The following is a 14074-nucleotide window of genomic DNA, read 5'->3' as shown; positions in this document are numbered from 1 at the left end:
CGGGCCCGGCCGGAATACGTTCCCGGGGCCGGGCGGGGCGGGCGGCGACCGAGCGGCGCGACTGTCAGTCGTGCGGGACCAGCACGACCGGCTGGGGCATGTGGTGGAGCAACGCGTGGGCCACCGGACCGGTGTGGGCGCCGACCGCGGTACGCCGCCGCCGACGGCCCACCACCAGCAGTCCGGCCCCTCCTGCCGCGCGTACGAGGACGTGGGCGGCGCGGCCCTCGTGGAGGTTCGCGTGGACGACCACGCCCGGGTACTTCGCACGCCAGGGTTCGAGCACTTCCGCGAGTGCGCGCTCCGCCGCCTCCCGGATCCTCGTACGCTCCTCGACGCCCGGGACGCCTCTGGTGAATGGCACGTGCCAGGCGTACGCGGCGCGCAGCGGCGCCGCACGGAGTTCGGCCGCGCGGAACGCGTGGTCGAGGACGGCGTCGCAGGGCGCGCCGACGTCGACGGCGACCGCCACGTCACGGTGGGGGGTATCGGTCGACGCCTTTCCGAAAGCGTCGGGGAGGTGTTCGTCCGTCGCCGTCTCGCGCGCCCGCACGAGGACGACGGGCCGGTCGGCATGAGCCACGGTGGCCATGGCGACCGACCCCGAGAGGAACCCCCCGACACCGCTCGTCCCCTGGCTTCCGATGACCAGCAGCTCAGCGTTCTCCGCCTCGGCGAGGAGCGCTGGACCTGGCTGCCTGCACACGTGCTCGGCGGCGATGTACAGCCCCGGATAGCGCTCATGCAGTACGTCGACGGCCCCGCGCAGCACCCGCCGCGCGTGGTACTGCGGTGCCCGGATCTCGGGCAGGTCCGCGGCGGTGCCGTCGTCGGGCAGGCCTTCCCAGGCGTGCACCAGACGAAGGGGCAGTCCCCGGCGAAGGGCTTCCCTGGCCGCCCAGTCGGCTGCGGCGAGGCTCTCCTTCGAACCGTCCAGGCCGGCTACGACTGGCCTTGTCATGGCCGTCACCTCCTTCGTCCGTTCGGGCTGTGGCGAGTCCGTCGAGAACAGGCCCGCGCTCTCGGGGCTCTTCTAGTAGTGGGGTACGACGGCGACGGGGCAGCCGACGTGGTGGATCGCGGCATGGGTGACGGGTCCGGTGCGGGGGCCGAGCGGGCGTTCGGCGAGGCGGTGGCCGACGACGAGGAGACTCGCTCCGGTCGCGGCCCTCACGAGCGCCGTCGAAGGCTTGTCGTCCACCACCGTCTCCAGGACCTCGACGTCGGGGTACTTGTCGCGCCACGCCTGGAGCACGGCCTTGAGGAAACCCAGCCACTCCTCACCCTGCCAGGACTCCTCGGCCATGCCGATGTCGCCGGCTCCCAGGCCGATCGGGCCGGCGGCGTGCCAGGCGTGCACGGCCCGCAGGCGTGCGTGCCGGAGCCGGGCGGCCTCGAAGGCGAACTCGATGACCTCGTCACAGGCCTCGTCGAGGTCCATGGCCAGCACGACGTCCCGGTAGCCGGTATCCGTCGAGGAGCCGCCGTCGCGTGTCGGCACGTGTTCGTCGGCCGCCCGTTCGTCCGCCCGGACGAGGACGACGGGGCGCGTCGCCTTCGCGACCACGCCGAGCGCCACGGAACCCACGAGGAACCCGGTGAATCCGCTCAGTCCTCGTGAGCCCAGGACCATCACATCGGCTTGGTCCGCCGCCTTCAACAGGGCGGCGGTGGCGGGGCCTTCCGTCTGCTCGTCGGTCAGGCGGACGTCGGGGCACTCGGCGCGGACGCGTTCCTCCGCCCCACGCAGCGAACTCCGGGCCAGATGCCGCTGGGCGGCGCCGACGATCTCGCCTTCCTGCCGACGGGGGTGCCAGTCCCAGGCGTGCACCAGGTGCAGCGGTCGGTCCCGCCGCTCGGCCTCGCGGGCCGCCCATACGGCGGCGGCCAGACTCTCGGCGGATCCGTCGACTCCTGCGACTACGGACGAAAGCATGTCGGCACCTCCAGAGTTCGGTCTGTCGTGCGATACCAGCGTCACGCTGCGGGCAACGCGGGGGCAGAGGCTGGCCGGGCCCCTCCCCGGGCCGTCCGGCCCCTGTCCGTGAGGCACGACGCCGGTCCGGAAAAACGAGACGGCACGTCTCGCCAAGCCGAACGCAGACCGCTCGATCCGGCAGCCGTATGTCGATCGATGAGCGGCCGGGGAGGCATACAGAGTTCGGCCGGCGAGAAAGGGAGACGGAGCATCAGCACGTCGGCCTGCGCGGACGCCACGCGGAGCCATGTACGACGCTCACCCCGCGTGGGGCACGACCGCCACCGGGCAGTCCGCGTGGTGGAGGAGGGTATGACTCACCCGGCCGAGCTGAAGCCCGAGGTGGCCGTGCCTGCGCGTGGCCCCGACGATCACCAGGTCGGCGGCTGCCGAGCGGCGCACGAGGACGTTGTGGGCCGGTCCCTCGACCATGACGCGCTGCACCCGGACATCCGGATGGTCTGCCTCGGCGTCCCGCAGCAGCGCGTCGAGCAGGTCGGAGGCCCGCTCGTCGTGCCCGCGTGCCGGTTCGTCCGCGAGCGCGGGATCGTCGGCGCTCTCGTGCGCCGGGCGGCGCCAGGCTCGTACGACGTCCAGGGCACATCCGCGTGCCTCGGCCTCGCTGAAGGCGAAGCGCACGGCCTCGGCACCGGTCACCGGCTCGCCCGCACCCAGCAGGATCCTCTCGTGGGAGCCGGCCAGGCCCGCCTTGTCGCCCCGGACAACGATCACCGGGCAGCTTGCACGGGCCGCCACGGCCAAGCCCACGGAGCCGAGGAGCAGGCTCTTCAACTCACCTCGGCCGCGAGCTCCCGTCACGAGCGCGGACGCGTTGTCGCCCTCGCGCAGGAGAGCGTCCACCGCGTCGTCGGGGACGATTTCGGTGGTGACCTTCACCTCCGGATCGCGGCGCCCGGCACGTTCAGCCGCGGTGGCCACGAGATTCTCGAGGAATACACGCTCCGACGGGCGGCTGAGACTGTGGGACGGAACGGCCCGCTCGTACCGCTCCCAGCGTGAGGCGTGCACCAGTCTCAGTGGGAGACCGTGCCGGGCGGCCTCGTCCACCGCCCAGTCGACCGCCGTCAGACTCTCATCGGAACCGTCGATGCCCGTGACCAGGGGAAGTGTCATCGTCCCCACCGCCTTCCATGCAGCACAGGGGTCCACTTCACCGTCGCACCCGTCGGCGCGCCGCACGAGGGGCGGATCGGCCCTCGGCGGGGACGTTCGGCCCATACCGCCGCTCGTCGCGGGAGTCTGTTCGGTGTCTTCCTTCGCACCACCGACGAGAAGTCGATGGAATCGTCGAAAGCTGCGCTGCCGTGTCCTGGAGCCGTCAAGCGGTGCAGTGGTGTGCGCGGCCGGTGGATCACCGACCGCGCACACCTGATGCGGCCCGGCGTGCCCGCCCTCAGCCGCGCCGCACCTGGATGGTCCTGGTCCCCGTCTTCTCCTCCGGGGCCGGGACCGTGATGGTCAGAACTCCGTCCTTGTAGTCCGCTGTCGCCTCCTCGCCCTTGGCTCCGGCCGGCAGACGAACGGAACGGGCGAAGGAGCCGTAGCGGAACTCCGTACGGCGCTTCTCCTTCGTCTCTTCGCCTCGTTCGGCCCGTAGGGTCAGCACGTTGTCGTCGACGGTGATCTCGACGTCCTTGTCAGGGTCGAGACCGGGAGTTCGGCGCGCAGGACGTAGGAACCGTCCTTCAGTGGTCCTCCCCCGCACACGCCGGCGTGCCGGCGCCGCGGACGGGCCGCTTCACTGTCAGTCGTGCGGCACCACCGCTACCGGCGCGGAGGCGTGCTGCAGCACCGCGTGTGCCACCGGGCCGATCCGACCGCCGACCGACGCGTGGCGCTCCTTGCGCCCGACGACGACCAGCGACGCGTCCCGCGACGCGTGCACGAGGTGACGACCCGCGCTGCCGATGACGGTCTGTGCCCGCACCTCCACCCCGGGGAACTTGTCCCTCCACGGGCGCAGGAGGTCGCGCAGTCCAAGCCGTTTCTCCTCGGCCAGTTCTGCGTCGAGTTCCGAATCCTGGGCAGCGGCGTGGCCGTAGACGGCAGCCGGGTTCCAGCCGTGAACGACCCGCAGGCCGGCCGCACGGCCTGCGGCTGTCTCGAACGCGAACGCAAGGACGGCGTCGCCCGGTTCCTCCAGGTCCAGCCCCAGCACCACGTCACGATACGGAGTGTTGCTCGCTGCGGCGCCCGTGACGTCGGGCAGATGCTCGTCGGTGGCGTGCTCACCGGCCCGTACGAGAACGACGGGCCGCTCGGAACGCGCCACCACGGCGTGGGCGACGGAACCGACCAGGAACCCGGCCACGGCGCCCAGGCCCCGGGACCCGAGAACCAGCAGTTCGGTGTCCTCCGCTCCTGCCAGCAGAGCCGGAACAGCCTGTTCCTCGGCCTGCTGGGTGGTGATCCGCAGACCCGTGTGGCCCTCCCTGAGCCGGGATTCCGTCTCGCGCAGCAAGTGGGCAGCCCAGTCGCGCTGCGCTGCGATCGCGTCCGGCGCCGGAATCCCCGGGAAGGGGGTGTACGACGAGCCCGGTGAGGCCACGGCATGCAGGAGACGCAGGGGTGCCTCTCGTTGCACTGCTTCGCGGGCGGCCCAGTCCGCGGCGGCGAGGCTTTCGGGCGAGCCGTCGAGGCCGACGGTGATGGCAAGCATGGACGAACCTCCTTCGGGGATGCACCGTCAGTCTCCAAGCCACGCACCTCCCCCAGGAGGGGCCAAAGGTCCCGGTCGGGATCCGATCGGTCCCAGGACTTGGAGATTGACGTCATGTCAGTTCGGGAATGTGGTGCCGCAGCGAGCCGGGCTCGGGGAGATGAACCTGCCGACAGACCGGCGGAGGGAACGAGCCTCCGACCGGGCGGAGCGACGACCTCGACACGGGTGCCGCCCCAGCGGCATGGGCCGAGGACCAAGTCCCCGGCCCAGCACAGCGCTTGCCGCACTGCCCGTCAGCAGTGCACCGACGTGTGGCGGTCCCTCCGAACCGGCCGGTGGGGCGCCTTCGGCAGCCCTTTGAGCGGCGGACGCCTCAGCAGCCGGACGGCGAGACCGTCCAAGGCCGCCGTGAGGACACCGATCAGACCCACGGCCAACACGAGCAGCACCGCGAACCGTTCCCAGAACTCCGGTGTGAGACTGGTACCCACTGTCCTCGCCCTCCCTGGTTGGCGTCGTCCTCCTTGCCTTCAGCCAACTCGCCCACGGTTCCCGGCACATGAGCCGATGGGGCCGTACATGGGTCCGGATCGGACCTTACGAGCGGGGCCGCGCGGGCCTTGAGCCCGCCGGGAGCCGGGTCGGGGCGGTCGCACGAACCGGCCATCCGTCGCGGGCGAGGCTCGGTCGAAGCCTTGATCCCCCAGGAAGCCCTCTCCTCCGACGAGCGCCACCGAGAGATCGCAGGCCGGCACCCTCAGCGGACGAGCACGTGGCTCCCCGGAGCGGGGCTCGTGCGCGGCGAAGCGTGCGGATCACAGCGTCGGCGAAGTGGATACGCCCCGTCTCGTCGTCGTCCCTCCGGTTGCCGTGGGTCGGCTCCTTGATGTCCGGTCGCCGGTCGCCCTGGGATCGGGGCCGTTCGGCCCTGGTGTCCCTACCGTCCCGGTGGTCTGCTGGAACCGGCGGGAAGGACCCGAGAGAGGCGCGGAGAAGCGGTCGTAGGGGCCGCGCACCGCGCAATCAGGATCCGCGAGAAGCGGGTGGCGCTCTTCCCGCCACATCAAGCCACGCCACTCCGCGGGGCCACTCCCGACTTCCGTACGGGACTTGGTCAGCTCTTTCCGTTTCTGGGTGCCGTGTACCTCAGGCCTGCAGCCTCTGCGCCGGCACGCGCCACACCAGCCTGGTGCCTCCGCCCTCCGGCTCTCCCAGCTCCAGCCGCCCGCCCAACTGCTCGGCGCGCTCCGTCATGTTGCGCAGCCCGCTGCGGCGGCCGTCTGCGGGGATGCCCACGCCGTTGTCCGTGACCGACAGCCGTACCTCCCGCCCGTCCGTGGCCAGGAGCACGTCGGCGCGGTCCGCGTGGGCATGGCGGGCGATGTTGGTCAGGGCCTCGGAGAGCACCGCCACGACATGGTCCGCGATCTCCTTCGGCACGTCGGTGTCCAGCAGGCCCTCCATACGGAGGCCGGGGGCGAAGCCGAGGACCTGCGCGGCCTCTCCGGCCACCCGTACGGCACGGGCCCGCAGGCCGACCTCCCCCGGGCCCTCGCGGGTACGCAGGCCGAAAATCGTGGACCTGATGATCTTGATGGTCTCGTCCAGATCGTCCACCGCGCGCCCCACGCGCTCGGCGGCCTCCTCATGCCCGATGAGACGGCTCGCACTCTGGAGCGTCATGCCGGTGGCGAACAGTCGCTGGATAGCGAGATCGTGCAGGTCGCGTGCGATGCGGTCGCGGTCCTTGAGTACCGCGACCTGCTCGGCGTCCTGTCGGCGTTCCGCCAGCTCCATCGCGATGGCGGCCTGCCCGGCGAAGGCCTGCAGGGTCTCGGTCTCCGTCGTCGAGAACTCCGGCTGACCAGACTTTCGTGCCAAGAGGACCACGCCTCGTGGACCCGAGTCGCCCGCGCCGATGGGCACGGCCACGGCGGGACCGAGTCCGCCGAATCGCGGAGGCTGCGGGGAGATGCGTTCATCATCGGTGACGTCGACGCTGGTGACCGGGCCAGAGCGGGAGAACGCCAGCCCCATCAGGCTCTTGTCCATGGCCAGGACGAGGCCCCGGTGCGCCTCGGCGTCCATCCCGACGGCGATCTCCACGGCGAGCGACCTGGTGTCCTGCATGGGCAGCGCGACGGCCGCAAGCGCGGATCCGGTGATCTCACCGGCCCGCTCGGCGATCAGAGCGAGGACCTCGGTGCCCTCGCCGCCGGACATCAGACTGTGGGTGATCTCGGCGTTCGCCTGGAGCCAGCGTTCGCGCAGCCGGGACTCCTCGTACAGCCGGGCGTTGTCGATCGCGACGCCGGCGGCAACGGCGAGCGTCTGCGTGACCGAGACGTCGTCCTCGTCGAACGGGGCACCACCCCGCTTCTCGGTCAGGTACAGGTTGCCGAAAGCCTGGCCCCGCACCCGGATGGGGACACCGAGGAAGGTGTTCATCGGCGGGTGATTCGCCGGGAAGCCGTACGAGGACGGGTGCTCGGAGATCTTCGCCAGCCGGAGCGGTTCGGGATGCCTGATCAGTTCCCCGAGGATGCCGTGGCCCTCCGGATAGGGTCCGATGGCGGCGATCTGCTCCTCGCTGACACCTACGGTGTGAAACGCGGACAGGCGCCTGCCGTCCGGGCCGATCACGCCCAGCGCCGCGTACTCCGCGTCAACCAGTACCGCGGCGGCCTCCACGATGCTGTGCAGGGCCTGCTCGAGATCCAGCTCCCGGCCGACCGACAGCACCGCCTCCAGCAGGCTGTGCACCCGGTCGCGGGTGCCACGGGCCGCGTCCAGCCGCGCCTGCAGTTCCTCCAGCAGCTCGTCCAGCCGCAACTGCGGCAGCCGCACGCGAGCCTCCTCGGGGCTTTCCACCCTGTATTCCTCCAGGTCCGCTCAACGCCCGACCACACAACGGTCCGGTCATGTTCACGGTAATGGTCAGCCGTACGGGGCGGTAGCGAATCGAGCCGAGTTCCGGGTACACCCCTTCTGGGCCTCCGACCTGGGCCGCAGTCCCTTCCGCTTTACGCACGACGACGGAGCGCTTTCGGGCGCACCCATGGGGAGGAGCGGGCCTCCACTGGGCCGATCGGCCCAGTGGAAGGGACCGACAGCACCTGCCTCTCGGGTCCTCCGGGTCGGACGCTGGGGACATACCCAGCCCGGAGCCCGTCGAAGGAGACCGGTGTCATGGTCCGTTACGTGTACGACTTCACAGAGGGCGGCCGTGAGCTGGCCGATCTGCTCGGTGGCAAGGGAGCGAACCTGGCCGAGATGACCCGGCTGGGGCTGCCGGTCCCGCCGGGCTTCACCGTGACCACCGCGGCCTGCCGGGCCTTCCTTGCCACCGGCACCGAGCCGGACACCCTGGCCGGTGAGATCTCCGAACACCTCACCGCCCTGGAACAGACCGCGGGACGACGCCTGGGCCGGCCCGACGATCCACTGCTGCTGTCCGTCCGCTCCGGGGCACGGTTCTCGATGCCCGGCATGATGGAGACGATCCTCGACATCGGCCTCAACGACGACTCCGTGCTCGGGTTGGTGAAGGTCTCCGGGAACGAACGCTTCGCCTGGGACTCCTACCGCCGCCTGGTGCAGATGTTCGGCAGCACGGTCATGGGCGTCGACAGCTCGCTGTTCGAGGACGCCATGGCCGCCCTCAAGCGATCGCGTGAGGCGACGAACGACCTGGGGCTGAACGCGGCGGACCTGGCCGAGCTCGTCAGGACGTTCAAGGACCTGATCCGCGAGGAGACCGGCGAGGACTTCCCGCAGTCACCTGCCGAGCAGCTGCGCCGCGCGGTGCTCGCCGTCTTCGAGTCGTGGAAGGGCGAGCGCGCCCGGGTGTACCGCCACCGCGAGCACATCCCGGACAGCCTGGGCACCGCGGTCAATGTGCAGATCATGGTCTTCGGCAATCTCGGGTCCGACTCCGGCAGCGGCGTCGCCTTCACCCGCGACCCGGCCACGGGACAGCCGGGCCTGTACGGCGACTACCTGGCGAACGCGCAGGGCGAGGATGTCGTCGCCGGCATCCGCAACACCGTTTCCCTGGCGGCTCTCGAGGAGCTGGACCCGGTCTCCTACGGCCGACTGCGCGATCACATGCGAACGTTGGAGACTCACTACCGGGATCTGTGCGACATCGAGTTCACCATCGAGCGGGGCCGGCTGTGGATGCTGCAGACCCGGGTGGGCAAGCGCACCGCCGAGGCCGCGTTCGCCATCGCGGCCGAACTGGTCGACGAGAAGCTGATCACCCCTGACGAAGGCCTGGACCGGGTCGGCGGGGACGGTCTGGCCCGGCTGATGTTCCCCCGGTTCGACACCTCCGCCGTCGGCGAGGCGCTTGCGCACGGACTGCCGGCTTCGCCGGGTGCGGCCGTGGGCGCGGCGGTGTTCGACTCGGCCGAAGCGGTCCGCCGGGCCGCCGCGGGCGAGAAGGTCGTCCTCGTACGTCAGGAGACCACCCCCGACGACCTGCCGGGCATGATCGCCGCACAGGCGGTGCTGACCAGCCGCGGTGGCAAGACCAGCCACGCGGCCGTGGTCGCCCGTGGCATGGGCACGGTGTGCGTGTGCGGTGCCGAGGAACTCACCGTCGACTCCGGGGCACGTCGCTTCACCGTGGGCGACACCGTCGTCGAAGAAGGCACGGTCGTATCCGTCGACGGCTCCGAGGGCGCCGTGTACCTGGGTGCAGCCCCTCTCGTCGATTCCGTGGTGATGCGCTACTTCGAGACGGGCGAACGGTCCGACGGACTGGTCGAGGCCGTGGCCCGCGCCATGGAACGGGCCGACGGCCTCCGGCGGCTGGAGGTGCGGGCGAACGCCGACACCCCGGAGGACGCCGCCCGCGCTCGCCGGTTCGGTGCACAGGGTGTCGGGCTGTGCCGCACCGAGCACATGTTCCTCGGCGAGCGTCGCAAGCTGGTCGAGGCGATGATCCTGGCGCGCGAGGAGAACGAGCGCGAGAAGGCGCTGGGCGCCTTGCTGCCGCTCCAGCGGCAGGACTTCATCGGCATTCTGAAGGCGATGGACGGCCTGCCGGTCACCATCCGGCTCATCGACCCGCCCCTGCACGAGTTCCTGCCCGACCGCACCGACCTCGCCGTGCGCATCGCCACCACCGCGGCCCGGGGCACCGTGCCCGCCCCGCACGACACCGAACTCCTCGACGCGGTCAACCGTATGCACGAGGAGAACCCGATGCTGGGCCTGCGCGGTGTCCGTCTGGGGCTGGTCGTCCCGGGACTGGTCGCCATGCAGGTGCGGGCGATCGCCGAGGCGGTCGTGGAACGGACCAGGGCCGGGGGCTCCCCTCGGGCGGAGATCATGGTCCCGCTGGTCGGCGCCGTCGAGGAACTGCGCATCGAGCGGGCCGAGGTGGAACGCGTCCTGGCCGAGGTCTCCCAGGAGTCGGGCGTCCCCGTGCACTGCCCGGTCGGCACGATGATCGAGCTGCCCCGGGCCGCACTCACCGCCGGCCGGATCGCCGAAGCGGCGGAGTTCTTCTCCTTCGGCACCAACGACCTCACCCAGACCACCTGGGGCTTCTCCCGCGACGACGTCGAGGCGGCCTTCTTCTCCGCCTATCTCGACAAGGGCATCTTCGCCACCTCCCCCTTCGAGACCCTCGACCGCGACGGTGTCGGCCGGCTGGTGCGGATCGCCGTCGACGAGGGCCGCGCCGCGCGCCCCGACCTGAAGATCGGCGTCTGCGGCGAGCACGGCGGGGACCCCGACTCCGTTCACTTCTTCCACGCGACCGGCCTGGACTACGTCTCCTGCTCGCCGTTCCGCGTCCCGGTCGCGCGACTGGAAGCGGGACGGGCCGCGCTCCCGGAGTCGGGAACGAGTGACAGGAGGTGACCGGGAGACGCGGAGAAGGTGGTCGGCATGGCCCGCAACGTCGGTGAAGTGATGACCCACGACGTCGTCGAGGCACGCCGGGAGATGTCCTTCAAGGATCTCGTACGACTGCTGGACCGGCACCGGATCAGCGGGCTGCCCGTCGTGGACGACGACGACAAGGTCGTCGGAGTGATCTCCCGGACCGATCTGATCCGCCGCCAGGCGGCCCGGTCCGCGAACGCCCGGGCGCGACCGTTCCCCTCGCTGCGCCGGTCCGCCCGGCGCGCCGCCGCCGTCGCTCACGCCACGACGGCGGGGGAACTGATGTCGACGCCCGCGATCACCGTGCATCCGGAGCAGCGGATCGCGGACGCCGCGCGCGTGATGGAGCGTCATGGTGTCGAACGCCTGCCGGTCGTGGACGAGGAGGACCGGCTGATCGGCATCGCCACCCGGCGCGATCTGCTGCGGGTCTTCCTGCGCACGGACGACGAGATCCGCCGAGAGGTCCGTGACGAGGTGCTGGCCCACGTCCTCGGCCGGCCGGACCATGGCGTGGCGGTCTCGGTCCGCGACGGCATGACCACGCTGGAAGGAACCCTGGAACGCAGCGGAGACCTTCCGCTCGTGATCCGGGGGACGTATCGGGTGGACGGTGTGGTGGGCGTCGTCAACGGGCTGACCGTCCGCATCCCTTCGGGGCCGGTCGGCCCCGCGAAGGGACCAAAGGGGCCTGGGGCGGAGCACTGCTGACGAGAGACGCTGCTGATGTGAGCGGTGCCGGCCACCATCCCCCGCGGTGCCGCTCCCTCCCCGCGCCGCCGACCGTGCGGTGCCGCCCTTTCAACGACGGAGGCTCGCCGCCATGACCCGCCACGACGACCGCAGCGCCACCACCGCCCCCGCCGCCGCGCCGTCCGACATCGCCATAGCGGTGGACCGCCTGGTGACGAACGGGCTCAAGGCACTTGCCGACTACGAGACGCTCGATCAGGAACAGGTCGACCACATCGTGAAGAAGGCCTCGGTAGCAGCACTGGACCAGCACACGAAGCTCGCACGGCTCGCGGTGGAGGAGACCGGACGTGGCGTCTTCGAGGACAAGGCGGCCAAGAACATGTTCGCCTGTGAGTACGTCACGCACAGCATGGGCCCGATGAAGACCGTCGGCGTCATCGCCCGCGACGACATCGACGACATGACCGAGGTGGCCGAACCGGTCGGTGTCGTATGTGCGATCACCCCCGTCACCAACCCGACCTCGACCACCGTCTTCAAGGCGCTCATCGCGCTGAAGACCCGCAACCCGATCGTGTTCGCCTTTCATCCCTCCGCCCAGCGCTGCAGCGCCGAGGCGGCCCGCATCGTGCGCGACGCGGCGGTCGCGGCGGGTGCGCCGGAGCACTGCGTGCAGTGGATCGAGATCCCGTCCGTGGAGGCGACCGGCGCCCTGATGCGGCACCCGGGTGTCTCGCTGATCCTCGCCACCGGCGGCAACGCCATGGTCAAAGCCGCCTATTCGGCCGGCAAGCCCGCTCTCGGCGTGGGCGCCGGCAATGTCCCCGCCTACGTCCACCGGAGCGCGGATCTGCGCCGGGCCGTCAACGACCTGGTGCTGTCCAAGTCCTTCGACAACGGCATGATCTGCGCCTCCGAACAGGCCGTCGTCCTGGACGAGGAGATCTACGACGCGGTACTCGCCGAATTCCGCGTCCTGCACGCCCACGTGGCCAACGCCGAGGAGAAGGCGAAGCTGGAGGCCTTCCTGTTCCCCGTCGGTGCCGCGGGCGCGGGCTGCGAGCCCAAGGTGAATTCCGCGGCCGTCGGGCGGAGTCCGGTGTGGATCGCCGAGCAGGCGGGCTTCACCGTGCCCGCCGACACCTCTCTCATCCTGGTCGAGGCGGCCCGGGTCGGCCCGGACGAGCCGCTCACCCGCGAGAAGCTCTGCCCGGTCCTCGCCGTCCTGCGCGCCGGCTCCGAGCAGCAGGGTTTCGACCTGGCGGCCGACATGGTCGCGTTCCACGGCCAGGGCCACAGCGCCGTCATCCACACCCAGGACCTCGCGCTGGCGGAGTCGTACGGAAGGCGCATGAAGACCGTGCGGATCATCGTCAACGCCCCGTCCTCGCAAGGTGCCATCGGCGGCATCTACAACAGCCTGCTGCCGTCGCTGACACTCGGCTGCGGTTCCTGGGGCAGTACGTCGGTGTCCAACAACGTCTCCGCCGCCCAGTTGCTGAACGTCAAGCGCGTCTCGGTGCGCCGCAACAACCTGCAGTGGTTCAAGGTCCCGCCGAAGATCTACTTCGAGCCGGGGGCCATCCGCTACCTCGCCTCCATGCCGGACGTCCACCGCGTCACCGTCGTCACCGACGCGACCATGACCCGTCTCGGCCTCGTCGACCGGGTCGAACGCGTACTGCGGCGACGCCGCGAGCCGGTCACCATCCAGGTCATCGACAACGTCGAACCCGAGCCGAGCATCGACTCCGTCCGGCGCGGCGCCCGCCTCATGGGCGACTTCCGCCCGGACACCATCATCGCCCTCGGCGGCGGCTCCCCCATGGACGCCGCCAAGGTGATGTGGCTGCTGTACGAACAGCAGGCCGAGGGCAAGGACGTCGACTTCGCCGACATGCGGCACAAGTTCTCCGACATCCGCAAGCGCGCCTTCCGGTTCCCCGTGCTCGGCAAACTCGCCCGCCTGGTGTGCATCCCCACCACCTCCGGCACCGGTGCCGAAGTGACCCCGTTCGCCGTCATCTCCGACCCCGCCACCGGCAAGAAGTACCCGCTGGCCGACTACGCGCTCACCCCCAGCGTGGCCATCATCGACCCGCTCCTCACCACCGCGCTGCCCCGGGCGCTGGCCGCCGACAGCGGTTTCGACGCCCTCACCCACGCCATCGAGGCCTATGTCTCCGTCTACGCCAACGACTTCACCGACGGCCTCGCCCTGCACGCGATCCGGATGGTCTTCGACAACATCGAGGCGGCGGTGAACGACCGCGCGGCCCGGCCTCAGGCCCAGGAGAAGATGCACAACGCCGGGACCATCGCCGGCATGGCGTTCGGCAACGCCTTCCTCGGCATCGTCCACGCGATGTCCCACACGCTCGGCGCCACCTTCCACGTCGCGCACGGCCGCACCAACGCCGTACTGCTGCCGCACGTCATCCGCTACAACGGGACCATTCCCACGAAGCTCACCGGCTGGCCCAAGTACGAGAGCTACCGCGCCCCCGAACGCTTCCAGGACATCGCCCGCACCCTCGGTCTGCCCGCCGCCACCCCCGCCGAGGGCGTCGAAGCACTCGCCTCGGCAGTGGAACGGCTCCGCGACGCGGTGGGCATCGAACCGACCTTCCAGGCTCTCGGCGTCGACGAGCACGCCTTCCTCGACGCCCTGCCCCAGCAGGCCCTCAACGCCTACGAGGACCAGTGCGCGCCCGCCAACCCCCGGATGCCGATGCTCGACGACATGGCGGAGCTGATGCGTGCGGCCTATTACGGCCATGGCGTGGAGACCGGCGGCACCATTCCGGCGAACTGAGACG

The 14074-nt window shown here is 70.8% G+C and carries 10 protein-coding genes; 3 read left to right on the top strand and 7 right to left on the bottom strand.

What is annotated here, in order from left to right:
- Positions 1–64: 64 nt before the first annotated feature.
- From OG788_RS38100 to OG788_RS38070, 7 genes are all read right to left on the bottom strand, one after another.
- Complete coding sequence (locus OG788_RS38100) at positions 65–961, bottom strand: universal stress protein (RefSeq protein WP_406375533.1); 897 nt, start codon at positions 959–961, stop codon at positions 65–67.
- Positions 962–1033: 72 nt separating this feature from the next.
- Positions 1034–1936 (bottom strand): universal stress protein, encoded by a 903-nt coding sequence (locus OG788_RS38095; protein ID WP_406375532.1) that lies wholly within the window; start codon positions 1934–1936, stop codon positions 1034–1036.
- A gap of 300 nt (positions 1937–2236) precedes the next feature.
- Positions 2237–3112 carry a universal stress protein gene (locus OG788_RS38090; RefSeq protein WP_406375531.1) on the bottom strand — a complete coding sequence of 292 codons (876 nt, stop codon included), beginning with the start codon at positions 3110–3112 and terminating at the stop codon, positions 2237–2239.
- 280 nt (positions 3113–3392) lie between these two features.
- Positions 3393–3605: an Hsp20/alpha crystallin family protein gene (locus OG788_RS38085; RefSeq protein WP_406375530.1), complete on the bottom strand. Its 213-nt coding sequence runs from the start codon at positions 3603–3605 to the stop codon at positions 3393–3395.
- 138 nt (positions 3606–3743) lie between these two features.
- Positions 3744–4658: a universal stress protein gene (locus tag OG788_RS38080; protein WP_406375529.1), complete on the bottom strand. Its 915-nt coding sequence runs from the start codon at positions 4656–4658 to the stop codon at positions 3744–3746.
- Between the two features lie 296 nt (positions 4659–4954).
- On the bottom strand, positions 4955–5152 hold the full coding sequence (locus OG788_RS38075) for a hypothetical protein (protein WP_406375528.1): 198 nt from the start codon (positions 5150–5152) through the stop codon (positions 4955–4957).
- A 655-nt stretch (positions 5153–5807) separates the two neighbouring features.
- A complete protein-coding gene (locus OG788_RS38070) occupies positions 5808–7532 on the bottom strand; it encodes a GAF domain-containing protein (protein ID WP_406375527.1) in 1725 nt (574 codons plus the stop codon).
- Positions 7533–7850: 318 nt separating this feature from the next.
- On the opposite strand from OG788_RS38070, the gene ppdK reads away from it, so the two are divergent.
- The 3 genes from ppdK (at position 7851) to adhE (ending at position 14070) form a co-directional block, all read left to right on the top strand.
- Positions 7851–10535 (top strand): pyruvate, phosphate dikinase, encoded by a 2685-nt coding sequence (ppdK, locus tag OG788_RS38065; RefSeq protein WP_406375526.1) that lies wholly within the window; start codon positions 7851–7853, stop codon positions 10533–10535.
- Positions 10536–10562: 27 nt separating this feature from the next.
- Positions 10563–11270: a CBS domain-containing protein gene (locus tag OG788_RS38060; RefSeq protein ID WP_406375525.1), complete on the top strand. Its 708-nt coding sequence runs from the start codon at positions 10563–10565 to the stop codon at positions 11268–11270.
- Positions 11271–11382: 112 nt separating this feature from the next.
- Positions 11383–14070: a bifunctional acetaldehyde-CoA/alcohol dehydrogenase gene (gene adhE / locus OG788_RS38055; protein ID WP_406375524.1), complete on the top strand. Its 2688-nt coding sequence runs from the start codon at positions 11383–11385 to the stop codon at positions 14068–14070.
- The last annotated feature ends 4 nt before the right edge of the window (positions 14071–14074 follow it).

The organism is Streptomyces sp. NBC_00647 (genome assembly GCF_045207245.1).
In the GTDB taxonomy this organism is placed as follows: Bacteria; Actinomycetota; Actinomycetes; order Streptomycetales; family Streptomycetaceae; genus Streptomyces.
The sequence above is the reverse complement of the archived record's forward strand: the minus strand, read 5'-3'. Positions and strand labels throughout refer to the sequence as shown.